The organism is Roseivirga seohaensis subsp. aquiponti (assembly GCF_001267955.1).
Taxonomy (GTDB): domain Bacteria; phylum Bacteroidota; class Bacteroidia; order Cytophagales; family Cyclobacteriaceae; genus Roseivirga; species Roseivirga seohaensis.
In genome coordinates this window covers 45,148-70,853 of sequence record NZ_JSVA01000018.1, presented here as the reverse complement: position 1 = coordinate 70,853, position 25,706 = coordinate 45,148, and the positions used below count along the sequence as shown (strand labels likewise).

31 protein-coding genes, 1 tRNA gene and 1 other RNA gene are annotated in these 25,706 nt (G+C 38.7%); 18 read left to right on the top strand and 15 right to left on the bottom strand.

Annotated features, from left to right (window positions below):
* The first annotated feature begins 44 nt into the window (after positions 1-44).
* The 5 genes from OB69_RS15365 to OB69_RS15345 are packed head-to-tail and all read left to right on the top strand — an operon-like array spanning position 45 to position 4,481.
* Positions 45-1,361, top strand: coding sequence for a toxin-antitoxin system YwqK family antitoxin (locus tag OB69_RS15365; protein WP_053224635.1), 1,317 nt, complete (start codon positions 45-47; stop codon positions 1,359-1,361).
* A 45-nt stretch (positions 1,362-1,406) separates the two neighbouring features.
* Positions 1,407-2,348: a phosphoribosylaminoimidazolesuccinocarboxamide synthase gene (locus tag OB69_RS15360; protein WP_245620840.1), complete on the top strand. Its 942-nt coding sequence runs from the start codon at positions 1,407-1,409 to the stop codon at positions 2,346-2,348.
* Positions 2,349-2,352: 4 nt separating this feature from the next.
* Complete coding sequence (locus OB69_RS15355; RefSeq protein ID WP_053224633.1) at positions 2,353-2,736, top strand: STAS domain-containing protein; 384 nt, start codon at positions 2,353-2,355, stop codon at positions 2,734-2,736.
* A 9-nt stretch (positions 2,737-2,745) separates the two neighbouring features.
* On the top strand, positions 2,746-3,669 hold the full coding sequence (locus tag OB69_RS15350; protein WP_053224632.1) for a ribonuclease Z: 924 nt from the start codon (positions 2,746-2,748) through the stop codon (positions 3,667-3,669).
* An 11-nt stretch (positions 3,670-3,680) separates the two neighbouring features.
* Entirely contained in the window at positions 3,681-4,481 is an 801-nt protein-coding gene (locus OB69_RS15345; protein WP_053224631.1) for a queuosine precursor transporter, read from the top strand.
* Here OB69_RS15345 and OB69_RS15340 read toward each other — a convergent pair.
* Entirely contained in the window at positions 4,478-5,215 is a 738-nt protein-coding gene (locus OB69_RS15340) for an RNA methyltransferase (RefSeq protein ID WP_053224630.1), read from the bottom strand. The genes OB69_RS15345 and OB69_RS15340 overlap by 4 nt on opposite strands.
* A 14-nt stretch (positions 5,216-5,229) precedes the next feature.
* Between OB69_RS15340 and tamL the strand changes: the two genes are divergently transcribed.
* Positions 5,230-7,692, top strand: coding sequence for a translocation and assembly module lipoprotein TamL (tamL, locus tag OB69_RS15335; RefSeq protein ID WP_053224629.1), 2,463 nt, complete (start codon positions 5,230-5,232; stop codon positions 7,690-7,692).
* Positions 7,693-7,758: 66 nt separating this feature from the next.
* On the opposite strand, the gene OB69_RS15330 is transcribed toward tamL, so the two are convergent.
* Positions 7,759-9,858 carry an alpha-ketoacid dehydrogenase subunit alpha/beta gene (locus tag OB69_RS15330; protein WP_053224628.1) on the bottom strand — a complete coding sequence of 700 codons (2,100 nt, stop codon included), beginning with the start codon at positions 9,856-9,858 and terminating at the stop codon, positions 7,759-7,761.
* 128 nt (positions 9,859-9,986) lie between these two features.
* Between OB69_RS15330 and hemF the strand changes: the two genes are divergently transcribed.
* The 3 genes from hemF to OB69_RS15315 are packed head-to-tail and all read left to right on the top strand — an operon-like array spanning position 9,987 to position 11,737.
* Positions 9,987-10,892, top strand: coding sequence for an oxygen-dependent coproporphyrinogen oxidase (hemF, locus tag OB69_RS15325; protein ID WP_157608603.1), 906 nt, complete (start codon positions 9,987-9,989; stop codon positions 10,890-10,892).
* A complete protein-coding gene (locus tag OB69_RS15320; RefSeq protein ID WP_053224627.1) occupies positions 10,893-11,456 on the top strand; it encodes a phosphatase PAP2 family protein in 564 nt (187 codons plus the stop codon).
* Positions 11,457-11,482: 26 nt separating this feature from the next.
* Positions 11,483-11,737 carry a hypothetical protein gene (locus tag OB69_RS15315; RefSeq protein WP_053224626.1) on the top strand — a complete coding sequence of 85 codons (255 nt, stop codon included), beginning with the start codon at positions 11,483-11,485 and terminating at the stop codon, positions 11,735-11,737.
* On the opposite strand, the gene OB69_RS15310 is transcribed toward OB69_RS15315, so the two are convergent.
* Genes OB69_RS15310 through OB69_RS18660 form a run of 3 tightly spaced genes read right to left on the bottom strand, consistent with a single transcriptional unit; the run spans position 11,734 to position 14,211 of the window.
* Complete coding sequence (locus OB69_RS15310) at positions 11,734-12,363, bottom strand: response regulator (protein ID WP_053224625.1); 630 nt, start codon at positions 12,361-12,363, stop codon at positions 11,734-11,736. The two genes, OB69_RS15315 and OB69_RS15310, sit on opposite strands and share 4 nt — an antisense overlap.
* Positions 12,356-14,038, bottom strand: coding sequence for a tetratricopeptide repeat-containing sensor histidine kinase (locus OB69_RS15305; RefSeq protein ID WP_053224624.1), 1,683 nt, complete (start codon positions 14,036-14,038; stop codon positions 12,356-12,358). The genes OB69_RS15310 and OB69_RS15305 overlap by 8 nt, the downstream gene beginning before the upstream one ends.
* A gap of 2 nt (positions 14,039-14,040) precedes the next feature.
* Complete coding sequence (locus OB69_RS18660; protein ID WP_157608602.1) at positions 14,041-14,211, bottom strand: hypothetical protein; 171 nt, start codon at positions 14,209-14,211, stop codon at positions 14,041-14,043.
* A gap of 195 nt (positions 14,212-14,406) precedes the next feature.
* Between OB69_RS18660 and ffs the strand changes: the two genes are divergently transcribed.
* The 4 genes from ffs to OB69_RS18935 all read left to right on the top strand — a co-directional run bounded on the left by ffs (position 14,407) and on the right by OB69_RS18935 (position 15,964).
* An RNA gene (gene ffs, locus OB69_RS18260) (signal recognition particle sRNA small type) lies at positions 14,407-14,504 on the top strand.
* Between the two features lie 45 nt (positions 14,505-14,549).
* On the top strand, positions 14,550-15,344 hold the full coding sequence (locus tag OB69_RS15295; RefSeq protein ID WP_053224622.1) for an MIP/aquaporin family protein: 795 nt from the start codon (positions 14,550-14,552) through the stop codon (positions 15,342-15,344).
* Positions 15,345-15,477: 133 nt separating this feature from the next.
* Complete coding sequence (locus tag OB69_RS18655) at positions 15,478-15,630, top strand: hypothetical protein (RefSeq protein ID WP_157608601.1); 153 nt, start codon at positions 15,478-15,480, stop codon at positions 15,628-15,630.
* Positions 15,631-15,835: 205 nt separating this feature from the next.
* Positions 15,836-15,964: a hypothetical protein gene (locus OB69_RS18935; protein ID WP_260310861.1), complete on the top strand. Its 129-nt coding sequence runs from the start codon at positions 15,836-15,838 to the stop codon at positions 15,962-15,964.
* 81 nt (positions 15,965-16,045) lie between these two features.
* Here OB69_RS18935 and OB69_RS15290 read toward each other — a convergent pair whose 3' ends face one another.
* Entirely contained in the window at positions 16,046-16,384 is a 339-nt protein-coding gene (locus tag OB69_RS15290) for a single-stranded DNA-binding protein (RefSeq protein WP_053224621.1), read from the bottom strand.
* 222 nt (positions 16,385-16,606) lie between these two features.
* Between OB69_RS15290 and OB69_RS15285 the strand changes: the two genes are divergently transcribed.
* From OB69_RS15285 to OB69_RS15270, 4 genes are all read left to right on the top strand, one after another.
* Positions 16,607-16,969 carry a hypothetical protein gene (locus tag OB69_RS15285; RefSeq protein ID WP_053224620.1) on the top strand — a complete coding sequence of 121 codons (363 nt, stop codon included), beginning with the start codon at positions 16,607-16,609 and terminating at the stop codon, positions 16,967-16,969.
* Positions 16,970-17,084: 115 nt separating this feature from the next.
* Positions 17,085-17,741 carry a fructose-6-phosphate aldolase gene (gene fsa / locus OB69_RS15280; RefSeq protein ID WP_053224619.1) on the top strand — a complete coding sequence of 219 codons (657 nt, stop codon included), beginning with the start codon at positions 17,085-17,087 and terminating at the stop codon, positions 17,739-17,741.
* 52 nt (positions 17,742-17,793) lie between these two features.
* On the top strand, positions 17,794-17,997 hold the full coding sequence (locus OB69_RS15275) for a hypothetical protein (protein WP_053224804.1): 204 nt from the start codon (positions 17,794-17,796) through the stop codon (positions 17,995-17,997).
* A 3-nt stretch (positions 17,998-18,000) separates the two neighbouring features.
* Positions 18,001-18,711, top strand: a complete 711-nt coding sequence (locus OB69_RS15270; RefSeq protein ID WP_053224618.1) for a cell division ATP-binding protein FtsE — start codon at positions 18,001-18,003, stop codon at positions 18,709-18,711.
* Here OB69_RS15270 and OB69_RS15265 read toward each other — a convergent pair.
* From OB69_RS15265 to OB69_RS15230, 8 genes are all read right to left on the bottom strand, one after another.
* On the bottom strand, positions 18,698-19,228 hold the full coding sequence (locus OB69_RS15265; protein WP_053224617.1) for a hypothetical protein: 531 nt from the start codon (positions 19,226-19,228) through the stop codon (positions 18,698-18,700). The genes OB69_RS15270 and OB69_RS15265 overlap by 14 nt on opposite strands.
* A complete protein-coding gene (locus tag OB69_RS15260) occupies positions 19,218-19,778 on the bottom strand; it encodes an RNA polymerase sigma factor (RefSeq protein WP_071387039.1) in 561 nt (186 codons plus the stop codon). Before OB69_RS15260 ends, OB69_RS15265 begins: the two co-directional genes overlap by 11 nt.
* Before the next feature lie 149 nt (positions 19,779-19,927).
* Positions 19,928-20,899, bottom strand: a complete 972-nt coding sequence (arsM, locus tag OB69_RS15255) for an arsenosugar biosynthesis arsenite methyltransferase ArsM (protein WP_053224615.1) — start codon at positions 20,897-20,899, stop codon at positions 19,928-19,930.
* A gap of 7 nt (positions 20,900-20,906) precedes the next feature.
* Positions 20,907-21,959 (bottom strand): arsenosugar biosynthesis radical SAM (seleno)protein ArsS, encoded by a 1,053-nt coding sequence (arsS, locus tag OB69_RS15250; RefSeq protein WP_053224614.1) that lies wholly within the window; start codon positions 21,957-21,959, stop codon positions 20,907-20,909.
* 3 nt (positions 21,960-21,962) lie between these two features.
* Positions 21,963-22,298, bottom strand: a complete 336-nt coding sequence (locus OB69_RS15245) for an arsenosugar biosynthesis-associated peroxidase-like protein (protein ID WP_053224613.1) — start codon at positions 22,296-22,298, stop codon at positions 21,963-21,965.
* A 166-nt stretch (positions 22,299-22,464) separates the two neighbouring features.
* Positions 22,465-23,151: a DUF2064 domain-containing protein gene (locus tag OB69_RS15240; RefSeq protein WP_053224612.1), complete on the bottom strand. Its 687-nt coding sequence runs from the start codon at positions 23,149-23,151 to the stop codon at positions 22,465-22,467.
* Between the two features lie 132 nt (positions 23,152-23,283).
* Entirely contained in the window at positions 23,284-23,826 is a 543-nt protein-coding gene (locus OB69_RS15235; RefSeq protein WP_053224611.1) for a GNAT family N-acetyltransferase, read from the bottom strand.
* A gap of 110 nt (positions 23,827-23,936) precedes the next feature.
* Positions 23,937-24,010: transfer RNA gene (locus tag OB69_RS15230), tRNA-Arg, on the bottom strand.
* Positions 24,011-24,139: 129 nt separating this feature from the next.
* Here OB69_RS15230 and OB69_RS15225 point away from each other — a divergent pair.
* Positions 24,140-24,847, top strand: coding sequence for an outer membrane beta-barrel protein (locus OB69_RS15225; protein WP_053224610.1), 708 nt, complete (start codon positions 24,140-24,142; stop codon positions 24,845-24,847).
* Between the two features lie 78 nt (positions 24,848-24,925).
* Here the strand turns inward: OB69_RS15225 and OB69_RS15220 are convergent, their stop codons facing one another.
* Positions 24,926-25,705, bottom strand: a complete 780-nt coding sequence (locus OB69_RS15220) for an enoyl-CoA hydratase-related protein (RefSeq protein ID WP_053224609.1) — start codon at positions 25,703-25,705, stop codon at positions 24,926-24,928.
* Position 25,706: the final 1 nt, after the last annotated feature.

Genomic DNA, 25,706 nt, shown 5'->3' with positions numbered 1-25,706 from the left:
ACTAAACCAAAAAGCCTTTCGTAACTTTACGTAAGGCTTTTTTTATGAAACACCTATTCTCATTCATCCTGATAATCAGTGGCTCCATTTCTCTATTGGGTCAGCAGAAGGTGGTAAAATATTATCCGCCAGAAAATAAAATCGTCAAAGAAGAATACTACATTCTAGATAACGACACCACCAAAATACATGGTGAGTATGTTAAATACTACGAAGAAGGCGGCATAGCTATGAAGGGTAAATTCGAAAACGGAAAACCCAACGGAGTATTCAACGAATATTATGAAAACGGAAAGAAGTTAAGCACCATTACTTTTGACCACGGAGAGAAAACAGGGCCTTTTCAAATTTTATCTCGTTCGGGAAAACCCATTCAAGACGGAGGCTACAAGAATGGAGAACTCAATGGCTTGGTCACATCTTATTACGAAGACGGCACAAAGAAAACTGAAACACAATTTAATGACAGCACCCCTATTGGTTGGGCAAAAGAATATTTTCCTTCAGGAAGTTTGAAATCAGAATTTCAATACAACAACGGCACCCAGCACGGGCCAGCCAAAACCTATTACCAAACAGGCGAAGTCTCTTCTGAATTTACCTATAAGCAAGGAGTAATTGAAGGCAAATACCTGACCTACTATAAGAATGGTCAAGTTGAATGGCAATACCAATATGTTGGCGGTTATAAAAATGGTCCGTTCAAGCGATTTGATGGAGATGGAAGCCTATTAGACGAAGGCCAATATGTTGACGGTATTTATGTAGGTGAAGTAAAAAGCTATTATTTAGACGGTTCTCTGAAAGAAAAATTCACCTATGATAAAGGAGCTAAAGTGGGTAAAAATTACACCTACTATGAAAGTGGGAAAATAAAGAAAATTGAAGATTACACGCGCGTAACCCAAGATGTAAACATTCAGGAATATTATGAAAACGGAAATTTAAAGAAGACTCAGTTCTACATAAACGCTTCTCCAAACAAAACTTGGGTTGAGTTTTTTGAAAATGGACAAAAAAAAACCGAAACACCTTACAGCAACGGAACAGTAAACGGTTTTTATAAAGAGTACAACAAAGACGGTTACTTAGAAAAACAATCGCCTTATCAGTACGGACGAAACACAGGTATCCAAACCATATTCTTTCCTAATGGAAAAGTAAAAAGTGAGACTAGTTATGTCAACGGATCTAAGTCTGGTAATTACACAGAATACTTTGATGGAAAAAAGGTGAAAATCAAGGGAAATCATCGTTACGACATGCGTGAAGGCACTTGGCAATACTACAACGAAAATGGAGTGGTGACCAAAAAAGAAGTCTATTCTAGAGGCAAATTAATCAGTTCGTCAGAAAACTAAACCAATCATTAAGCAAGAGTATTTTTTGACTATTTTTGCCAAATGATCCAAGGTATTAAAGAAACCAACTTCAACTTCCCGAACCAATCCCATTTCTACAGAGGAAAGGTTAGAGATATTTATTTCTTTAGCGATTTTCTTGCCATGGTGGCGTCAGATAGAATTTCCGCTTTTGATGTGGTGCTCCCGAGAGCAATCCCCTATAAAGGGCAGGTTTTAAACCAAATTGCTTCTAAGTTTTTAAAAGCTACGGAAGATATCGTTCCAAATTGGATTCAAGCTACTCCAGACCCTAATGTGAGTATTGGCTTAAAGTGCGAAACCTATCCTGTTGAAATGGTGATTCGTGGTTATTTAGCCGGGCATGCTTGGCGCGAATATCGTGCTGGGAAAAGAAAACTTTGCGGAGTAGAGTTACCTGATGGCTTAAAAGAAAATGACAAGCTCCCCTTCCCTATTATTACCCCAACCACCAAAGCTAAAGAAGGTCACGATGAAGATATTTCAAGGGAAGAAATACTAAAGCAAGGGCTAGTATCGGAACGAGAATACAAACAACTTGAAAAATATACTCAAGCCATATTTAAAAGAGGAACAGAACTAGCAGCCGATCAGGGGTTAATTTTGGTAGATACCAAATACGAATTCGGCCATAAGGATGGAGAAATCTACCTAATTGATGAAATCCATACGCCTGATTCTTCAAGGTATTTTTACAAAGAAGGCTATGAAGAAAGGCAACGAAACAACGAAAAACAAAAACAACTTTCTAAGGAGTTTGTAAGACAGTGGCTAATTGAAAACGGTTTTCAAGGCAAAGAAGGCCAACAAATTCCTGAGATGACAGACGAGGTTGTTAAATCAATCTCAGACAGGTATATTGAACTTTTCGAAAAAGTAACAGGTGATAAGTTTGTAAAACACCCCACTCAAGAAATCGAAAAAAGAATTGAAAATAATATCCTCGGATACCTAAATAAAAAATAAGACGATGAAATTTACAGTAGATAAACAAGAAAAATACACACTCTTAAAACTAGACGAAGATAAACTGGATGCTACTATTGCCCCAGGTTTGAAATCAGAGTTTGTAAACCTTAGTACTCAAGGTGTTACCAATATAGTTTTAGATCTTTCTGCCACCAAATATTGCGATTCTTCTGGTCTAAGCGCTATTCTAACAGGAAATAGAATCTGTACAGAAAATGAAGGCAAGCTTGTATTAAGCAGTTTACAACCAATGGTTCAGAAACTGATTGAGCTTTCTCAGCTACACAAAATTTTAGACATCCTTCCTACTTCAAATGAAGCCATCGAATTTATTACGATGACAGAGATTAAAAAGGAATTGGGAGCTGAAGAAGGCGAAGCTTAATTCAGCGATTTGAGTATAAAAGTAAAGATATTAGGCTCTAATTCTGCAGCTCCAGCTCATAAGCGCAACCAAACTTCTCAGTTGCTTACTATTGAGGGGCATCTCTATTTAATGGACTGTGGAGAAGGTACTCAACTTCAATTAAAACGATATAGAGTACCTATTCAGCGCATCAATAATATCTTCATTTCTCATTTACACGGAGACCATTATTTAGGGATTATGGGGCTTTTATCTACCATGCATTTGATGGGTAGAAAAAAGCCTCTTAACCTCTATGGGCCTCCAGGTTTAGCAGAAATTATCACCTTACAGCTTAAATACTCTGAAACCGTATTTAACTATCAGGTAAACTTTCACCCTGTAGATACAAAGGCCAATAAACTCATTCATGAAGATGACTTTATTAGGGTTTACACTATCCCGCTAAACCATAGAATCCCTTGCGCTGGTTTTCTTTTTGCTGAGAAACCAAAGAAGAGAAGAATCATAAAAGATAAAATACCTGAAGGCTTTTCTGTCAAGAATATCATTAAACTCAAGAATGGTGAAGACATCTATGATGGCGATGGTAACATTATTTTTCATCACACTCAAATGACTTTACCTCCAAAACGGGTTTATAAGTATGCATTCTGTTCCGACACCAAGTACGATGAGTCCATTATCCCCATCATTCAAGATGCGGATATGCTCTATCACGAAACTACTTTTATGGAAGAACATGAAGACAGAGCAGCAAACACATATCACTCAACCACAAAGCAGGCCGCTACCATTGCCAAAAAAGCCAATGTTGGAATGCTACTAATGGGGCATTTTTCCATTCGGTATAAAGAGTTAGAGCCCTTGAAATACGAAGCCCAGTCCATTTTCCCGAATTCTCACCTTGCCATTGAAGGAGAAGACTTTATCTTAGACGATATTTCTTAAATCCATAACCCATGGGCGAGTCGATTCTGAAGAATAAAAAGACCAACCTCTTCATTGTATTAGCTGGTATTTTCATCACAAATGCTCTGATTGCAGAGCTCATTGGCGGAAAAATTTTCTCTTTCGAAAAAACACTGGGCTTTGAACCTTTAGACATCTCCTTGATGGGAGATTTTATGCTTCAGTTCAATTTAACAGCGGGCGTATTACTTTGGCCCGTAGTGTTTATTACTACAGATATTATTAATGAATACTTTGGCAAAAGAGGCGTAAAGCGAATTACATACATTACCGTTGGACTTATTGCTTATGCCTTTCTGGTAATATATTTAGCCATCAAACTTGTGCCTGCAGACTTCTGGCTTGGAGTATTTGCTACAGATGCGCAAGGCAACCCATTCAATATTGATGAAGCATTTCAAAAGGTGTTCTCACAAGGGTTGAATATTATTTTCGCATCACTTGTAGCCTTTTTGATCGGTCAGTTTGTAGATGTTTACGTTTTTCATAAGCTAAGAAAAATAACAGGGCAAAATAAAATCTGGCTTCGTGCTACAGGCTCTACCCTAATTTCTCAGCTTATCGATAGCTTTGTTGTGCTTTTCGTGGCCTTCTATTTCCTTGGCTCTTGGCCTATAGAACAAGTTTTAGCGGTAGGTGTAACCAATTACATCTATAAATTTCTAATTGCAATTGCGCTCACTCCTTTGCTTTATGTCGCGCATTTCTTTATTGATCGGTACTTAGGGAAAGAAATTTCGGAACAGCTTCAAGAAGAAGCAAGTTTAGAAAGTGGAGATAAAATCTTTTAACGAAAGAAGTTATCTAAAATAACGGCCGTAGCAATAGCCACATTTAACGACTCCGCCCCTCCTCTTCTTGGAATATGTAACGAATGGGAAATATACTGTTCCAAATCAGGATTAATTCCTTGTGATTCATTCCCCATTAACAGAATACCTCTGTTGGTCAATTGAAATTTATAGATGTTTTCGCCAGAAAGTAAGGCTCCATAAACAGGCAATTCAGTCGCTGTAAAAACTTCCTTTAAGTCTTTATAATACACCTTAACTCGTGTAAATGACCCCATACTAGCGTTAATCACTTTAGGGTTATAAAAATCTGCCGATTCCAAAGAGCATATAATGGTGTCAATTCCATACCAATCTGCAATGCGAATAATTGTGCCCAAATTACCGGGGTCACGAACATCATCAAGTGCAAGAACCAGTCTATCATTAGGGAGTAGAAAATCATGCTCTTCTTCCATCGAAACAACCGCTAAAGCCGCACTATTGGTTTGAAATGTGCCCACGGCTTTCAATTCGCTTTCCGTCACTTCAATCACTTCCTTTACCTTAGATAATTGGTCTGTGGGTAACAATTCAGCGTAGGCTTTGGTTGTTAAAAGATAATCCATGACGAAATCAGACGCTAGAACTTCAGAAACGCCTTTTGCTCCCTCCACAATAAACTTACGTTCTTGATGTCTATATTTTTTTAATTGAAGAGATTTAAAGTACTTTATCAATCGTTTAGAAAGCATATCGAAAGCTATTTGTGAAGTCGGAAAATCTAATATTCTTAATTCTTTTTTTCACCATCCTAATCAATGGTTGTACAGGCGTCAGACATCTGGAAGATGGCGAAAAACTTCTATACAAACAAAGCATTGTAGGCGTTGAAAAAGCCAACAAAGATGCACTTTCTGAACAAATAACCCTTACTCCGAACACTAGAATTCCACTTCTGGGTCCACTTGGCGCGGCAATCTATGAACTTGGCGAAAACAGTTATGACACCGCAGAAATCAATCAGGACAGACGAGAATACATTGAGAAGATGGACAAAAAGATTTCAGCAAGGGAAGAAGATGGGAAATCAACTTCACGGCTTGAAACCAATAAAAAGAGAAAACTTGACCGGTATGAAAACAAATTACGGAACGGTAATTTACCAATGCGCACAGGAACTCCCCTGGCCGTATATGATAGCCTAGCCATAGCTAATTCAAAGGAGCGTATGCTCACTTACCTCAATTTCAATGGTTTTTTGAAAGCGCAAATCGATATTGAAGTAAAAGAGAAACGAAGAAAGGTTCATCAAAAATTCATTGTGGATGAAGGCCCACGCAGTTATATCGACAGCCTTACTTTAAGAACAGGAGATTCTACATTAAGTAACTTAATCAATGCTACTAAATCAAAGTCCTTCCTGAAAATTGGTGACCCTTACAGCAAAGATAAAATCGACCAAGAAAGGGAGAGAATTGAATCTTTAATGAAAGACAATGGCTATTTTAATTTTACCAAGGGCTTTATCGAGTTCGATGTATTTTTTAAACCAAATGAACTTGACTTATGGGTTTCAACAGTTATCAACAAGCCATCTGATAAGCCTAAGCATCAAATCTATCAAATGGACTCTATTATATTCAATAGCAACGGCAGTGATATGCCTACGGACACCACAGAGTATGAAAATGTAAGTTATGTTTCAGGCTTAAATTACTACTCCCCTAAAGTAATCGACACACGTCTAATTTTTAGAAAAGGCGAATTATACAACTATACCAGTGTAATCAATACGCAGCGACAACTATTGGCCATCGACATGTTTCGCTATGTCAATATTAATTTTGACACCACCTTAGTTCCTGGTAAAATGGTGACCAACTTCTATACCGCTCCGCTCAAGAAATATCAACTTACACAAGAGCTAGGTTTAAATGTAACCAACAACACTCAATCGAGTTATCCAGGGCCATTTTATAACCTATCTTTAAAAGACAGAAACGTTTTCGGAGGTTTAGAAATATTAGAACTCAATGCTTTTGTTGGAATAGAAGGAATCGCAAAATCAAATTCATCTGAATCTTCAAACTCTAACCTTCAGTATGGCGGCAACCTATCACTAAGTTTTCCTAGATTCATCACCCCCTTTCCTTCTCGGGAATTAAACTTAGGAACCTTCAACCCCCGAACTACTGTGTCTTTGGGGTATTCTTACACCGATAGAACACAGTACAAGCGAGAAAACATTAATGGAAATTTATCTTACAATTGGCAAAACCTTAAGGGTAGCAAGAACTATACGCTTACTCTGACAGACGTCAATTTGATTTATACTCCATTCAGAAGTGAAGAGTTTGATGCTTTATTAGACCGACTCGAAGCACAAGGAAACACTCTGAAGTTGGCTTTTGAACCCTCTTTTGTGAGTAGTACTTCCTTTAATGCTACTTTGAATAACGATTACTCAAACACCAATTCGCCCTCTTCATTCTTCCGCTATTTTGTTGAAGCAGGCGGAAGTATACTAAACCTTACTGGAACAGGCCTTCTGCGAAACAACGATTTAACCAACTATCAGTTTCTGAAATTTCAGGTAGATTACCGGAGGTATTATCCGTTAAGCAGAGAAAGGGCATTAGTATTCAGGGGCAATATGGGCATTGCTGACCCTTACAATGGAGCAGACTTACCATATGAAAAATACTTTTTTTCGGGTGGAAGTAATAGCAACCGCGCTTGGACACCAAGGCGACTGGGGCCTGGCTCTGCTTTTCCTTACCTGCTAGACGACAATGGCGATAACGTTAGAGATTCAGAAGGAAACCTTGTAGCCGACCGTTCAAAAGACAGTTATCGATTTGAACAGCCAGGAGAAATTCTATTAGAAATAAATGCAGAGTACAGGGCTAATATTGTGGGCTTTTTAGATTGGGCTTTTTTTGTAGATGCCGGCAATGTGTGGAAATTTCGCGATACCGAAGCGCCTGACGACCCAAGCGATCCAATTACTTTATCGTCAGGTGCCGATTTTAAATTCAATCGCTTTTATAAAGAAATAGCTGTGGGGGCGGGAATCGGGCTTCGCTTCGATTTCTCTTTCCTTGTATTCAGGTTCGATATTGGACATAAAATTCGTGACCCTCGCTTTCCAAACGGTGAACGATGGAGAAAACCTTTTACCGATACCAACCAAACGGTATGGAATATTGGAGTGGGTTACGCTTTCTAACATTAGCCGCATAAAAAAAGCGACTGATCAAAAACCAGCCGCTCATATTTCTATTAATTTTCTCAATTAGTAATTCAACAATTGAGAAAGCGTTCCTTTTACCTTTTCAGCAGTAGGAAGCATCTGTTTTTCTAAATCTACATTCAATGGTATTGCAGGCAAATTAGCCGCACCATAAGTCATTACTGGTGCATCCAGAATTTGGAAACACTCTTGTGATATACGCCCCGCTAAAGATTCGGCAAAAGAATTCAATAAAGGCTCCTCTGTAAGTACTAAAGCCTTATTATGCCTTTTTACTGATGCAATAACACCTTCCCAGTCTATTGGGTTTAAGGTTCTTAAATCAAGTATTTCTACTTGTCCTTTGAAAGCTTCAGACGCTGCTCTTGTCCAATAAACACCCATGCCGTAAGTAATCACCACACAGCTTTCACCATTTTCAATAGCCTCCTCAGTCGCTTCTTGATCAATTCGAGATTTACCTAGTGGAATGATGTAATCGCTATCTGGTTCAAATGTTTTTGCCCCTTCAGTCCCTGGTACTTTGGACCAATATAAACCTTTGTGCTCCAACATCACCACTGGGTTAGGATCATGGAAAGCCGCTTTCATCAAACCTTTCATATCGGCAGCGTTTGATGGATAAACCACTTTAATTCCTCTGATATTGAGCAAAGTAGACTCTATACTTCCCGAATGGTATGGGCCTCCTCCACCGTAAGCTCCAATCGGCACTCTAATCAGAGATTGTATTGGAAATTGCCCCTTCGACAAATAACAACTTTTAGAAAGCTCTTCTACCAACTGGTTAATTCCTGGCCAGATGTAGTCCGCAAATTGAATCTCTACAATGGCCTTAGCCCCAATGGCCGACATTCCCGCAGTTGACCCAATTATATAGGCCTCTTGAATTGGAGTATTGAAAATACGATCATCTCCATATTTCTGAGCAAGCGTAGCGGCTTCACGGAATACTCCACCTAATGTTCCTCCCACATCCTGTCCGTAGAATAATGATTCAGGGTGTGTTTTTAAAATATCATCAACCGCATGAAGTGCAGCATCAACCATCACTACCTTTTCGGCTCCTCTCGGTTTTCTTTGCCCTTTCTCTTCAGTAATTGGCGTAGGTGCAAACTCATGATCCATAAACGTAGTAATGTCCGGATCATCGGCATTGATTGCTCTTGCGTATTCTGCCTGCACAAAAGCCAAGGCTTCATCTTCTATTTTTACCAGTTGGGCTTCCTTCCATCCTCGCCTTTTCAGTTCTTTCCTTAACCTCGGAATTGGGTCATTCTTCAGGTGCTCATCATAATCCCCCCTGTACCATTCTTTTCTTACTCCCGATGTGTGATGCCCCAATAAAGGCACTTTCGCATGAACAAGAATTGGCGCCCTATTTTCTCTCACATAGTTAAAAGCTTTCTGCAAACCTTCATAGGAATCTACAAAATCACTTCCATCTACACGCATGCGCTCCATGCCTGTAAAGCCAGAAACAAAATCATAAGCATCCATAGCACGCATTTCAGCACCAGTCGCAGAAATACCCCAATCATTGTCTTGAATCAAATAGACGATTGGTAGCTTATGAAGTACCGCCATTTGAAAGGCCTCAGAAACTTCACCCTCTGTTACAGAACCATCGCCAAGCGAACAAAGCACAACTGGCTTTCCATCTCCCTTTAGTAAGTTTTGGCTTTCCAAATAATGGATTCCATGCGCCATTCCCGTAGCTGGTATGGCCTGCATTCCCGTTGCCGAACTTTGGTGAGGTATAGTAGGAAAGCCTTCTCTTTTTAAAGAAGGATGACCATAATAGGTCCTTCCGCCAGAAAAAGGGTCGTCCTTTTTAGCCATAAGTTGAAGCATGAGCTCATAAGGCTGCATTCCTATTCCCAAAAGGATGGATTCATCTCTATAATAAGGTGCAGCAAAATCATGAGGCATTAAAGAAAGTCCTGCTGCCAATTGAATAGCTTCGTGCCCTCTTGATGTACTATGAACGTATTTACTGCAAATCGCCTTGTTCTCCTCGTAGGTCATCGCCATGTTCATGGCGGTGTGCATCAGGCGGTAAGCCTTCTCCAACAATGCTTTAGATATGGTAATTTCTTTTTTCTCGTCTGTTAAAATCTTCTTCGTCTTGATAACTCCCATATGTGTGGTTATGTCAAATCCAAAAATAGCCAATATTTCTGAACGATGCGCTAAAAAACCTACCGATCGTTAGGCAATCTATTTTGCATACGGAATTGCCTTTCAACGGTTTGTTTTACTTTTGCATTATGACAATGACAGATAGAGATTCGATTACTCGGATTTTCAGAAATATTCAGGATCATATTTGTAAAGAAATCACCAAATGTGATGGCACAGGCCACTTTATTGAAGACCAATGGGAACGTCCGGGCGGTGGCGGTGGCATTAGCCGCGTAATGCGTCATGGCACCATAATAGAAAAAGGGGGTGTCAATTTTTCAGCAGTGCATGGTAAAACACCTGAAAAAATATTGAGCTCGTTCGGGCTTACTGAAGGAGATTTCTTTGCTACGGGTGTTTCTATAGTTCTTCACCCTGAAAACCCTATGGTACCTATTATCCATATGAACATTCGCTATTTCGAAATGTCGGATGGGAAATATTGGTTTGGTGGGGGAATTGATTTAACACCTCATTATGTAGACGAATCGGACGCTCAGTTTTTTCATGAAAAATTAAAGGCTGTTTGCGACAAGCACCATTCTTCATACTATACAGAGTTCAAGCCTTGGGCCGATGACTATTTCTACGTGAAACATAGAAAAGAAACCAGAGGAATTGGAGGGATTTTCTTTGATCACTTAACTGAGGATAGCACTTTTAGTAAGTCGGACCGCCTAGAATTCGTAAAAGATGTAGGGCTTGCTTTTGCCCCTATATACACTTACTTAATGCGCAAAAACTCAAAACTTCCTTACGGAGAAAGAGAAAAAGAATGGCAGATGCTTAGGCGTGGTCGCTATGTAGAATTCAATCTGGTGCACGATAGAGGTACACGTTTTGGCTTAGAAACTGACGGACGAATTGAGTCAATTTTAATGAGTTTACCCGCTCAGGCCGGTTGGGAATATGACTTTCAGCCACTAAAAGGAAGTAAAGAGGCAAAAACTCAGGCTTTATTACAAAAAGGAATCAACTGGCTAAAGCTTTAAATGATCGATCAATTAGAACAATGGGATAAGGCACTATTCCGCATCATTAATGGAGCGCATAATAGCTTTGGTGATTTTGTAATGACCTGGGCCAGCAATAAATTCATTTGGATTCCTCTTTATGTCGTCTTGCTTTATTGGCTATTCAAATACAAAAAGAACTACGGCTGGATGGCTCTATCTTTAGGTTTACTCATATTAATCAGCGACCAAACAGCCTCTGGTTTATTAAAACCATGGGTAGCCCGTCTCCGACCGTGCCATGACCCTGAAATAATGGATTGGGTCCACACTCCAGATGGTTGTGGCGGACGCTATGGTTTTGCATCATCGCATTCCTCAAATATGTTTGCACTTGCCTTTTTCTGCTGGTTTTGTTTAAAAGACAAGCTAAAATACATTTGGCTTTTGCTGCCTTGGGCTGCTTTAATTGCTTATAGTCGGGTTTATTTAGGTGTTCACTTTCCTGGCGATGTAATCACAGGTGCATTAATTGGCCTGATTGCTGGATACATTTGCTTCCGCTTGTTTACCTTTGTTTCAACTAAAAAGCAGAAGGGTTAATTCAACAATACAAATCAGATTTTAGTATGAAAAAAGATGCAATCGTTTTCAAATACTTCAAGCGCGTTTTTGAAGACTATCAGGTACTTGTGTCAGTCAACCCTATTGACTTTTCTGGCACCGAATTGATTATTCACCCTGATGGAAAAGTAGAAAAAACAGACATGAATTTTGATGAAGAAATTTATGATGATTTAGCCGAAGATGAATTCAAAGAAAGTAGTCCATTAGAGTTTCAACTCTATATGAAAAAAGACTTTTTTCAACGAAAGGAAGGCTAAACCAACTGATTCTCGTAAGCAAATTTCACCAAGCCTGCCAAATTCTTCACTCCTAACTTACTTAAGATATTCTTCCTGTGCGTATCTACTGTATGAGAACTAATAAATAGTTGTTCTGCAATTTCATTGGTATTTAGCTCTGAGGCAATAAGCTTAATAATCTCTACTTCTCTTTTAGTCAGTTGTACTTGATCTACAGCATTCTGAGTTTTTTCTAAGCTGTCAAAAAGTGATTCAGTCACATCTTCGCTATAAATCCTTCTGCCCTGTGAAACTTCGTTAATGGCGAAAATCAACTCTTTCTTTCCAGAATTTTTCAGAATACAACCTTGGACTCCCAGCTCTATCAGTTGCTTGGTAAACTGTGCATTGTTATGCATTGTGAGAATCAGCACATTCACCTTAATTCCTTTCTTATGCAGCTGTCTTACCACCTCGATTCCATCCATTTCGGGCATATTGATATCGAGCAATAAAACATCAACTGCACAAAATTCGAGTTTGCGTAGTGCGTCTGCTCCAGTTAAAGCACTATCGACCACTTTTATTGAAGCATCATCTTCAAGGATTGAAGATATGCCATCAATTACCACTTGGTGATCGTCAACTATAAGAACTCTAATCATTATTTATTGGTATATCAATTGAAATTGTTGTGCCTGCCCCTCTGCCAGAATCAATATGGAAATTACCGTTGAGTTTGGCTACGCGTGCTTTTAAGTTAATCAAACCTATTCCAGCCTTTTTATTCACTTCCTTCAAGTCAAAACCCACTCCATCATCTTCCACAATGAGGTTAACACTGTCCTCCCCTTTTGTGAGTTGAATATTTGCTTCTTTGGCATGTGAATGCTTTAAAATGTTGCTAATCAACTCCTGAACAATACGGTACAACTGCAACTCTTGTTCGGCCGTCAAAACATTATTGAGGTCGTTAGAATAGAGACTTACCTTGAGTTTACCTGTTTGTGAAATCTTGTCTTTCAGATCTTCTAAAGCGGGCACAAGTCCAAACTTTGTAAGTACCCCAGACATTAAATTGTGTGAAATACTTCTCACTTCACCTGTTGCCTGATCCAATAAATCAGACGCCTTCATAAACTTGGTATGGGTTTGATCATCCTTACTCAGGCTTTCGGTAACTACGCTAAAATGTAGTTTCACCATCGAGAGTATACCTCCGAGTCTGTCATGAAGGTCAATAGCAATTCTTCTTCGTTCAGTTTCTTGCCCTTCTAAAACGCCTTGTAGTGAAGCTATTTCTTGCTTTTGAAGCAGTTCATCAATTTGCTGTTTATTGATCTCTTCATTTTTATCTGCCAAAGCCTTTATGTTTTTTCTACGCTGATCAATCACATAAATAATTATGAAAGCTGCTACAACAAGAATTATGGATACACCAAGGATTATGGTTTTATATTTCCTTTGTTGAAGTGCCAAGTTCTTCTGCTTTTCAGATTCGAGTGCTAAAGAAGCAGTCATAACCTTAGCTTTTAGCTCTAGAATTTCATCATTTTTACCATCGACATAAATAACCTTCGCTAGCGAGTCTGATGAGTCAGTATATCTAGCGGCATCTTCAAACCTACCTTCACTTCTTGCTATTTGAGATTGGAGTGTCAATACCTCTCTAGCATCATCTAAGTATTTCAAAGAATCAGCTATTTCATATGCTAGCGTTGCATAGAATTTTGCACTGTCAAGGTTATCAAGTTTGAAGAAAGACATTCCCATCCTTCTATAATCAAGTCCTACAACTCTGAAATTCTTTAGTTGTTTATTCTGTTTTGAAGACTCAAAACTTTTAGCAATCGCTAAATCATATTCCTCTTTTAAATAATGAAGTGACCCAATATTTGAGAGTAAAGAAGCCACCATTTCTTTATTCTTTTCTTCATTAAATAACACCTCTGTTTTATTGTAGTAATACAATGCAGAGTCAATATTTCCTTCTATTTGGTGTGTCACTCCAATTCCATACCATGAGTTATTCTCTAAACGTTTATTGTTAATACTTTGAGAGAGTTTTATTGCTTTTAGGTAGGATGAACGAGCAAAGTCTGCCTCGTTCAATTCAATAAACACGGCAGCTTCTCCTATTGCCGCGCGAACTTGAAATTCAATATTACCCATCTCTTCTGCCAAATCCGAAACTTGACGAAAAGCAATTAGAGCTGAGTCATACTTTGCCTCAGCTCTATATTTTTCACCCTGTTCCCTTAATTCATCTAGGTCATTTAAATCCTGACCGAATAAAGGATTCAGAATGAAAATCAAAATCCCTGTAATGATAACTCTCATTCTTAATTACCAGAAACTGGAGGTACTGGAGGTGGTGGGTTATTAGCGCCTCCTTCTTCTTCCTCTTCGGGCTCTTCCGGGTCTGGATCAAACTTATTAAACACAAAGCCTTTGGATTGAAACATCAACCCAAAGTTCTTTTCAACTGAACTTCTTCTTTCTGATTTTAACATATCACACTTTTTTTGATTGAAGATAAAATATACACACATTGAATCTCTTACTTTTCTATGAGGGAAACAAGCCAGATTCAAGCTTAAAATAAGCATAATGGGCTTAGGAAGTAAATACCCAGAAATAGTGAGAATAATAATTTAATATTTCGGCTCTCAAGTTTTCCTATTAGCAATTTCTTAATACCTTTGCGCCCGGCAGAGGGGTGCGACCAGCTCCCGCTGAACTCCCCCAGGCTGGGAACAGAGCAAGGGTAAGCGGTTGTAGCGGTGCGACATCCTGATGCCTTTTTTTATCCCCTTCTTTATCGTATTATTACTTCCTAGACTTTTTGATTATGTCCGTTTATCTCGCAGAATTTGTGGGCACGGCCATCCTTATCTTTTTTGGGAATGGAACCAACGCTGCCACTACACTAAATTTTTCTTACGCTAAAAACTCAGGTTGGATTGTTACCACAATTGGCTGGGGCCTAGCCGTTACTTTTGGCATTTACGCAGTTGGCCAAATTAGTGGAGCACATATCAATCCTGCCGTAACTCTTTCACTCGCCATGACTGGTGATTTTGAATGGAACTTAGTGCCTGGTTATATTATTGCCCAAGTACTTGGCGCAATGGCAGGTGCTTCGTTTACTTGGCTACAGTATTTACCACACTGGGATAAAACCGAAGATAAAGGCGCGAAACTAGGAGTTTTTTGTACAGGAGGAGCCATTGACCAAAAAGGAGCTAACTTATTGAGTGAAGTTCTTGGCACAATGGTGTTGATTTTTGGCTTACTAATGATTGGTGCTAATCAGTTTGTAGAAGGCTTAAACCCTTTAGTTGTTGGCGGACTCATCGTTGTTATTGGTATGGCGCAAGGCGGCTCAACCGGATATGCAATTAATCCTGCAAGAGATTTTGGCCCCAGACTCGCACATTTTCTATTGCCCATAAAAGGAAAAGGAAATTCGAAATGGAGTTATGCTTGGATTCCTATTATAGGGCCTATCATCGGAGGCGGACTTGGGGCTGGACTTTATCAATTAGCTTTTAATGGTACGACAGGAATTCTTACCTGGTCTTGTATTGTGAGTAGCATTTTGATAATTGCTTACGCCATTGCAGAAGAGGCAAAGAAAAAATAGCAACTCTCGGTTTCAAAACTTATACAGCAATCCCAAAATGGGATTCTATTTAAGCCGAAAAACCCGTTAAAATCATTTTTACGCAATGGCATTCCATTTGAATACTCAATATCAGTATATAAACATGAGTATTATGAGAACTGCAACATTACAAAACCAGGGTCAGGCAAGAGTAAGAAGAACTGCTTCAAAAAAATCCAATTCCTTTATCAAACTTACCTTTAGTATTCTTTCGGCATTCATCGTTTATCAAACGTTTATTTCGGTAATGGGGCTTATTGGCTAAACCGCAAGATCAACTAAGGATTATTAAAATGCATAAACAATTTCTTGTTCTATGCATTTCTGCGTTTTGAGTAGGCTTATTTATTCCCACAGGCCAAGGAGATTCCCAATTCGGGACAAGCTCAATAAGAAAAAGTGGGTTTAAACCCGCTCAGGGCACTGGCACCCTATTTGGATACTTACTACCGAACTTAAATACAGAAATTATGAAAGCTGCAACAACACAAACTACCACCTCTAAAAAAACCAATTCATTAACAAAATTAGTAGTTGCTGTTTTCGTAACCTTCATTGCTTACCAAACACTCATTTCAGTAACAGGAATTATAGGCTAAGCCGAAAAAAAGTAGAGTAATTAAAAAATGCATAGACAATCCCTGACCGTCTATGCATTTCTGTTTTAAAAGAATTGGGCATCATTTCTTCCCACCCATCATCAACAATTCGTTTAGATTAATCTCAGTCACGAATCGTTTTTCACCAGCCGAGTTTTCGTACGACCTGTGCACCAACTTTCCTTCAATACAAACTTCCGCACCTTTCTTTAAATACTCAGCAGCTATCTCTCCTACCTTGCCCCAGGCAATGATATTATGCCATTGTGTATCTTCTACTTTGTCTCCGTCTGCATTTTTGTAGGCATCTGTAGTGGCCAATGAAAACGTAGTAAGTTTTTTACCTGATGTTAAGTTTTTCACTTCTGGATCTTGACCTAATCTTCCGATCAACTGTACACTGTTTCTTAAATTTCTCATGATATAAATTGTTTAATTTTAAAGTTTGTTGTCCGCTCGGTTTGTATTTCCGAATTGACAATGGCAAAGTAACAGCAGGTCGAAAAGTAAAGTCGGTTGGTAAGCATTTGTAGTCGGGTAACATTCGTTTGTAAGCGTTTACAATTGGATATATCACTCTTTTACAATAACTTAACTTCCAACTGGGAAAAGTGGTAGTTTTCGTTTTTTAGATTTTTCATCATGGAAGAAAGACAATGTTTAGAGTGTGGAGACGCGATGTACGGCAGAATCGATAAAAAATTTTGCTCAGATCAGTGTCGTAACACCTTTAATAACCGACAGAATAGCGACTCAAATAATTACGTGCGCAACGTGCACAATTTATTGAGAAGAAACAGGCGAATTTTGGAGGAACTCAATCCTGATGGCAAATCGAAAACCACCAGAAACAAACTCATAGAAAAGGGATTCGACTTTAACTATCACACTTCTACTTACACTACAAAAGCAGGCGCCACCTATTACTTTTGCTATGAATACGGCTACTTGCCATTAGAGGGCGATACTTTTGCCTTGGTGAAAAAGCTCGAAGAACTGAACTAGGTTTAGTTTCAAGATAATTTCTGCCGTCAATAAAAAGTTGTGTTTATAAGGGCGCTTCAAGCAAACAAAAACATTAGCTTTGTAATGCATTGCAAATCAATCTAAAATAGACAAAATGAAGTTCTTTATCGACACCGCGAATCTTGATGAAATAAGAGAAGCCTACGACTTAGGCGTGTTAGATGGTGTAACCACCAACCCTTCTTTAATGGCTAAAGAAGGCATTTCTGGCCACGATAACGTAATAGCCCATTATAAGGCGATTTGTGATATTGTAGACGACAACGTAAGTGCCGAGGTAATTGCTACCGATTACGAAGGCATGTTGAAAGAAGGTCGTGAATTGGCTCAAATCGATGACAAAATCGTTGTAAAAGTACCAATGACTAAAGATGGTATTAAGGCGATTAAAACCTTTACAGCTGAAGACATCAGAACCAACTGTACATTAGTATTCTCTGCTGGTCAAGCTTTATTGGCTGCCAAAGCAGGTGCATCTTATGTTTCTCCATTTATTGGAAGACTTGATGACATTGGATATGATGGTTTAGAGCTTATCGAGCAAATCTGCCAGATTTACGATAACTACGGTTTTGCTACCGAAGTACTGGCTGCCTCAGTACGTCACACAATGCACTTATTGCAGTGTGCCGAAATTGGTGCAGACGTTGCAACTTGCCCGTTGAAGGTTATCACTAGCTTGTTGAACCATCCGCTAACAGACAAAGGTTTGGCACAATTTCTTGCCGACCACGCCAAAGCAAATGGATAAAACTTTAGTTCCAACTTCGGGTTATGCAAATGACCCGAAGTTATTTAGGAATATGTATATCATTAAAGTAAAAGGGAAAGCTAAAATCCCAGATTACATTCAGTTAAGAGACGAAAATTTCGTGCTCATAGCATACTTTCGTGCCGACCGACCGTTAAAAAAGTTAGAAAAGTATGACCTTGAAGGGAAAGAAACTGAATTGCAAGAAGTAATCAATAACTTACCTTTCGGTAAACTTCAAAAACTGGATATTTAAATTATGCCTTTTTCAGGAGAACCCATTGTTCGCATCGAGGATGCCACCATTTTTCAAGACGACAAAACTGTATTGAACAACATTACGCTTTCCATTAATAAAGGAGAGTTAGTGTATTTGGTTGGAAGAACAGGAAGTGGAAAGAGTTCTCTGTTAAAAACGCTTTATGCCGATTTACCTCTTCGTTTGGGTAAAATCAGAATTGCTAATCATGACATTCAGAATATCAAACGAAAGGATGTTCCACTTTTAAGAAGAAAACTAGGAGTTGTATTTCAAGACTTCCAGCTCTTCCCCGATCGCTCGGTTGCTGAAAACATCTACTTTGTAATGAAAGCCACTGGCTGGAAAAACAAAGCTAAGATAAAAAGCAAGTTGGCCGAAGTGCTTATGCGTGTTGGTTTGGGAGTGGTTGCTAATAAAATGCCACATCAACTTTCTGGCGGTGAGCAACAAAGGGTGGTAATTGCACGTGCCTTAATTAACGATCCTGTACTTTTAATTGCCGATGAACCTACTGGAAATCTAGACCCAGAAGTTTCAGATGGTATTTTCCAGACTTTTATGGAAATCAACAAAGGAGGAACCTCAATTCTGATGGCCACGCATGATTATAACCTTATTAAAAATTACCCTAAGCGTGTTCTTAAATGCGAAAAGGGAAGTATTCTCGATTCTAATGAAGTTGAATTGAGTTTATTTAAAGTGAGCTAACACCTTCTGAGGTTTCACTTTTAGTTTCTTCTAAAATCTCTAATTGTTTCTCTATCAAATAGAGCTTTTGTTTGAGCAAATGCACCAATGCACTTTTAAGTTGAGGTGTTTCTTGTCCGTTTTCAAATGTAGTTTTCAACTCTTCATAATTCTGATCTAGGGATTGAATATCGGCTTCCAAAAAGCTGAAATACTCACCTGCCTCCACCTCTTCCGACAGCTTCGTTTTCTTATCAGAAATCATCTGAGTATAAAAAGTTTCAAGCTCTTTAAACTCTTCCATAGCAGTGCTTTCCTTATTAACATCGGCACCAAAATATTTTTCAGAACCCAAATAAGCTACCGCAATAAGCAACACTGCAACCGCTACTTTCCAGAACCAATGTGTGGAACTGTTTGAAGCATTATCGCTCTTATCAAGCCCTTTTTGTATCTTATTCCATACCTCAGCTCTTGGTACTTCAGTATCGAATTGTTCTTTATTTTCTTTTATGAAATCTTCTAGCTTATCCTGCATGTTGAAATTCCTCTTTTAATATTTCCCTCAATTTCTTTTTTGATCTATTAAACTGCGACTTAGAAGTCGATTCTGTAATGTTCAATATTTCTGCAATCTCTTTATGGTCATAACCCTCAATCAAGTAAAGAGTTAACACCAACCGATATCCGTCCGGCAAAAGCTCAATCGCTTTTTTCACTTGATTTACATCGAAATCTCGATCATCCGTTTCTTCATGATCAAAACGCTCATCATAAGCTCCGTAATCTTCAACGGACTCAAAATCTAAACGTCTTTTCTTGACTAAATTAATGGCATTGTTAAGCGTAATTCGCTTTAGCCAACTACCAAAAGCTGCCGTTCCTTTATAGCTATGAATGTTTTTGAAAGCACTTAAAAACGACTCCTGGAGCACATCTTCAGCTTCTTGTTCATTTTGGGTTACCCGAAAAGACACGTTGTACATGGCTTTCGAATAAAGCTTGTACAACTGATACTGCGCTTGTCGGTCGCCCAACATACACAGGTCAATTACCTCTTGATGAAGATTTTGATATTTCGGTTCCAAATTTCTAATCCTTGCGCTAAAGACAGCCCTCTTGTATGAGGGTTGCTTAGGAAAGGTAAAAAATTTAAAGAAGAGTTGAAGAAAGGAATGGTCTAATCTTTAACATCCCCCCCTTCCTTAACTATTCTCATAGCGAGAAGCCAAATAGATTAACAGCATCCTCCACCATCGTAGAAGTAAGTAGAAGGCGAAACCCAAATATTTGAGTCATTCAAGGCTTCTAAATTTCCCGCTGTCTTATCACAAACCGATAATGGCTGATTCTGTAATAAAATATGACCACCGTGATCATCGAAATGGGTTTCTGTTCCGTAATAAATTGCGGTTCTGCCCGTAAACACACAAGGCCCATCAGCTGGCATTGGATCTTTAATAGCACAAACCTCTACACTTTCAATAAAGATTGGTTCGGCAGTATCGTATTGATTGGGATGCAAAATTCTATACGGTCTTTTCGCCCTAATTTCCACTGTACCAAATCCAACATCAGTAATCATTTTGATATAATCTTTTAAAGGCAACGAACCGCTCAAGCAAAGTCCGCGTAATCGATCATCATTCTTGAGGTTTTCAGGCATGGTTTGCTCAGCTATTGGGTCAGACAATACCAATCGGCCATGAGGTTTCAAAACTCTATACATTTCTTGAAGTGCCTTTTTTAAGTCTTCTTCATGAAAAATATTGAACAAACAATTTTGTGCAGCCACATCAATAGAAGCGTCTTCAATAGGCAAATTGAGTGCATCGCCTTGACGGACATCAATAAAAGAAGCATCTAACCAATCATTAGTTAATTCTGCTTCCTTGATGTTTTTCTTGCATGCATCAAGCATTTCATCTACCACATCTACACCAATAACACCCGCCTTCTGTCGGCTGAAATACGAGAACTGAAGGAGCTCCATTCCACCGCCCACTCCTACATAAAGTATTTTGGGTGAATTGATTAAATCCCTTGGATGGACAGTGCTGCCACAACCGTAATTCATTTCGAGCATGATTTTGGGAATCTCCAAACCAGGAAATGACCAAACCGGAGTAGTAGTGCAACAAAGCCCAACATCTGGTGTTTCGGCTGCTGCCTTATATATGTCTTTGGTGGTTTCTAAGTAATTACTCATTCTATAATTAATTTGTTGTGGTTCCTCCGCAGCTTGAGCCTGCGCCTGCACTACAGCCAAAACAGTGTTGGTTAATTAAAATCTCCCTTGCCATTAATCTATCTAGGTTGAAATCCTTGATGTGATCTGGCGCGCCATCTTTCAGCTTCATTTCAAGCATTTGATTGAAATCGCAATCATATAAATAGCCATCCCAACTGATTGAAATCATAGAACGGCACATTACTCCTGCCGCTGCTGCAGGATTAAAGGCATTCACCAGCTCGTTCATGTAGGCCTCATAATTACTGCTATTAACCAAGTAATCTAGGAATCGACTCACTGGCAGATTGGTTATCGCATACAAATCATTGAAAACAATATTGAAATTCTCTTTCAATTTTCTTTCAAACTCACTTTTCAGCACCGCCTGATCGTCTGGCAGAAATGCACCTGATGGATTATACACCAAGTCTAGTTTTAAACCTGTCTCCTCTTTTCCATACCCAATTTCATTCAGCATTTGAAGCGCTTTAATGGACTTCTCAAACACACCATCACCGCGCTGAGCATCGGTTCTTCTGGCTGTGAATGACGGAAGAGAAGACACAACATTCACCTTGTGTTTTTTGAAAAACGCAGGCAAGTCATGGTATTTCGGGTTGGCTAAAATTATGGTCAGGTTACAACGCACAATGATTTGCTTACCCAACTTAGAAATCTCCTCCACAAACCAGCGAAAATCAGGATTCATTTCTGGAGCACCTCCCGTTAAATCCACTGTAGTGGCCTTAGAAATCTTAAGAGCATCTAAACATTGTTGCATAGTTTCTCGCGTCATGATTTCCTTGCGATCAGGACCAGCATCTACGTGACAATGTTTACAAACCTGATTGCACATTTTGCCCACATTGATCTGAAATACATCTACAGAAACAGGGGTTAAAGGCATCATACCAATGGCATTAATTCTCTGTTCAAAAGAATCAACACCAATTGCCTCATGATCATCTAAAATTCTAATCTGCCTTTCAGCAATAGAAAGGGCATGTTGTTGTCTTTTTAATGTTTGTAAAGTCATAGACTACATCAGTTTTTCCTTTACTTGATTCATCATCTGCACTCCATGTACCAAAACAGCTCCACCTTTTATGGCAGCGGCTACATGAACAGCCTCCATCATCTGCTCTTCATCAGCTCCTTTTTTCAAACAAGTATCAGTGTAAGCATCAATACAATATGGACATTGAACAGCATGAGCCACCGCCAAGGCAATTAGCGATTTCTCTCTAGCGGTTAATGCGCCTTCTTCGAAAACGCTTCCGTACCAATCGAAGAATTTGTTTCCCATTTCAGGTTGGAATTCAGTTATGTTCCCGAATTTTTTCAGATCGCTCGGGTCGTAATATTTTTTAGGCATAGTATTATTTCTTAAGTGTGAAGCCCTTATTCAATTCCAAAGCATAAGCAATTTCAAGTCATCCGACATGAAACACATTAGTCATTGAGGCTGGGCTACTTTATATAAATTGATTAAAATTGATTTCTCTAGGAGAAATGCTGATTACCAAGAAAAAGCAGGATGGTTAAGAAACTAGTGAGGGCGGTCCTCTAAGCTCTGTCAGTTGAAACCAAATTGATTTTGGAAGGGTGAAATTAAAGTTTGTATGTAAAGTATAGTTACTGAAAATTGCTTTCAGAATTTGCTTGAACGTTTTCGACAAGTGTAGCCCTTGCTTAAGTATATTCTGAAAATCAGATTTCTCATTTAAGTCAATTAAACGCTTCTCTAGCTCTTCTGAAGATAGAAGTGATTTAAGCTGATCGAAAACCAACTTAGTGTTCCAATCAATATTTAGGAAAGCCGTGGTGCAAAAGTCCTTTTTTGAAACACCGATTAAATAAGCTCCGCCATGGCTATCCCTTCCTAAAACATTCTTTCCATTTTCAAGCTTATTTTTAACCCAAAGTAAGTCTTCAGAAGAAAGTTCTGGAGCGTCATTGCCAACAACGATTACGTTTTCAAAACCTTCTGAGAATAAGTTCGATATACCATTTGTGAGTCGCTCTCCAAACGAACTTCCAATTTGTTCGTCAGAAAAGAGTGTTTTTACCGGAATCTGCGTTTGACCAATCGTTCTCTGAGTTTTCTTGACCAGCAGATTAAACAAATTAGAAAACTGCCGAATGTTCAGGCCTACATTCTTTGCCAAGAATTCCTCTTTGAGGTTTCTTGAAAAAAATAAAATAGCAGTATTATTAACTTGAGACATTCAGTTTCCTTTGAGCTTATCAACTCGTTTTCGAGCAAAAAGATTTACACAACTTAGAAAAGTATTGGGACAATGTCGTATAAAATACTTTTAAAGGTGCTGCCTGGTAAAAAGAGTATTTAACAAAAGAAATTAAAATCTAGGGTCTGTGTCTAGTATTGCGTATTCGAAATTATCGGACCAGCCTGTTTTTAATGGCAGCACTTTTCTCTTCCTTCCCTCCTTAATCATTCCTGCTTTTTCTAAAACTCGGGCAGAACCAATATTATCTACTGCGCAGCCCGCTTCAATTCTATGAAGTTTCAAATCGTCAAAAGCAAAGCTTAACACTAACTTTAAAGCCTCAGTTCCGTACCCTTTGTTCCAAAAATCAGGATGGAGTTTAAACCAAACCTCGCCAATTTGAAATTTGACATCCCCCAATTTTAATGCAATCAGGCCGACAAAATCATTCGTCTTCTTTGTCCGAATTGCGAAAGTATACTGTTTGGCGTCAAGTTTTTGATGTTCTAAAATCCAAGGCTCAATGATGGATTGAGTATGCGCTATGTTTTGTGGAATACCAAGGGTGTTGAACTCATCTACCTCTGGAATGCTGTGTAATGCATGAACTTGCTGCAAATCAGCTAAGGATAATAAGTGAAGATCAAGTCTTTTGCTTTGAAGGTGAATCATAGAGGGAAAGTAGAAAAATGCCGCTACTAGTCTCTAAATCAGAAGTTAATAATTCTTAAACACGGCTAAAAAACAAAGCCCTTTCCACTTACATGGAAAGGGCTTTTATGTGACCTCGGCAGGATTCAAACCTGCAACCTCTTGAGCCGTAATCAAGTGCACTATTCAGTTATGCTACGAGGCCAAAACCAAGATTCGTTAAATCCCGTTAAATTTGGTCTGCAAAGGTAATTAATTCTTCTACTTTGCAAAAGCTAGTTATTAATACTTTCAAAAAATACTATCTTTGCCCAGCTCAAAAAAGCCAATAAACATGAGGAAATTAGGAATACTACTTATAGGAGTTTTAACACTAGGATCAATTGCCAGAGCTCAAAGACCAGACCTTCCGGGAAGTCTTGTTGTAGACTGGGGTTTGAATACCTTTTTAAACGCTCCAACAGATGTTAAGCTTAGCAGTTTCAATTCAAAAACAGTAAACGTAATTTATTATTACGACTTACCGATTGGCGATAACGGACTGACCTTTACTCCTGGTATTGGCTTAGGTATGGAAAGATTTACTCTTGAAAATGGAAAAACTCTTAGAACAAGTGTAAACAACTCAAATGTAAGAAGTGTAGCTGTAGCAGATTTAGCAACGGTTTATCCTCAAGCAAATACTTTTGATAAGTCGAAGGTTGGTTTAAACTACTTAGACATACCATTGGAGTTTAGGTACTACACAAGCAAAAACAATTTGAGCAGAGGCTTTAGAGTAGCTTTAGGTGCAAAAGTGGGGGTTCTTTACTCTTCTTTCACCAAAGTGAAGTTCGAAGATAACGCAGCAGACCAAAGAATGATTAAAGATCGTCAGGATCTTGGGTTTCAAAAACTCAGATATGGAGTACAGGCTAGAGTAGGATTTGGAGGATTTAGCCTTTTCGGATATTACGAACTTTCAGACAAATTCGATATTGCTCCAGCTGGCGGAGTAGATACTCAAGGTTTATCTTTTGGTATTTCACTCACTGGATTCTAACTAAAGATTTAAACGATATTTAGCATAAAAAAAGGGAAGAAAAATCTTCCCTTTTTTTATGCCTTCAATTTCCAAATTTTATTCGCCTTTGAATGCTGCTTTTCTCTTTTCTAAGAAAGCGGTAGTTCCTTCCTTATAATCATAAGTAGCGCCTGCAATATCTTGACAATAAGCCTCATACTCGAGCATTTCTTTTAAACTAGAATTCTGCGACTTGTTCAACATTTTTTTCATTAAACCAATCGCCTTTGTTGGGGCCGAAGCATAATAATCTGTATAAACTTTCACTGCATTATCAAGTTCTTCATCTGCTACACATTTAGATACAAGCCCCATTTTCTCTGCCTCTGAGGCTGAAATTCTAGTACCCATAGTGGCTAATTCAAAAGCTTTCGAACTTCCCACCAATCGAGGTAAAAAGTAAGAAGAGCCCGAATCTAATACCAAACCAATATTCACAAAAACTTCAATCAGTTTTGCGCTTTCACCAGCCACAATCAAATCACAAGCTAATGCAAAAGAACAACCTGCTCCAGCCGCTACCCCATTCAATTTACAAATCACTGGTTTTGGCATTTCAGTAATTGCCTTAATAATTGGGTTGTACCTTTTGTGTAATGAGTCTGAAAACGAACGACCCGGATTTTTGGCGGAAGCCTTCAGGTCCTGTCCTGAGCAAAATGCTTTTCCTTCTCCAGTCAATACTAATACTCTAACCTCCTTATCTCTCTTTGCATCTTTTAAAGCCGCTTGGATTTCATAGGTTATTTCATCGTTTAGGGCATTATACACATCTGGTCGGTTTAAAGTAAGCGTAGCTACGCCATCTTCTTTTTCAAACTTTATAAATTCATACATA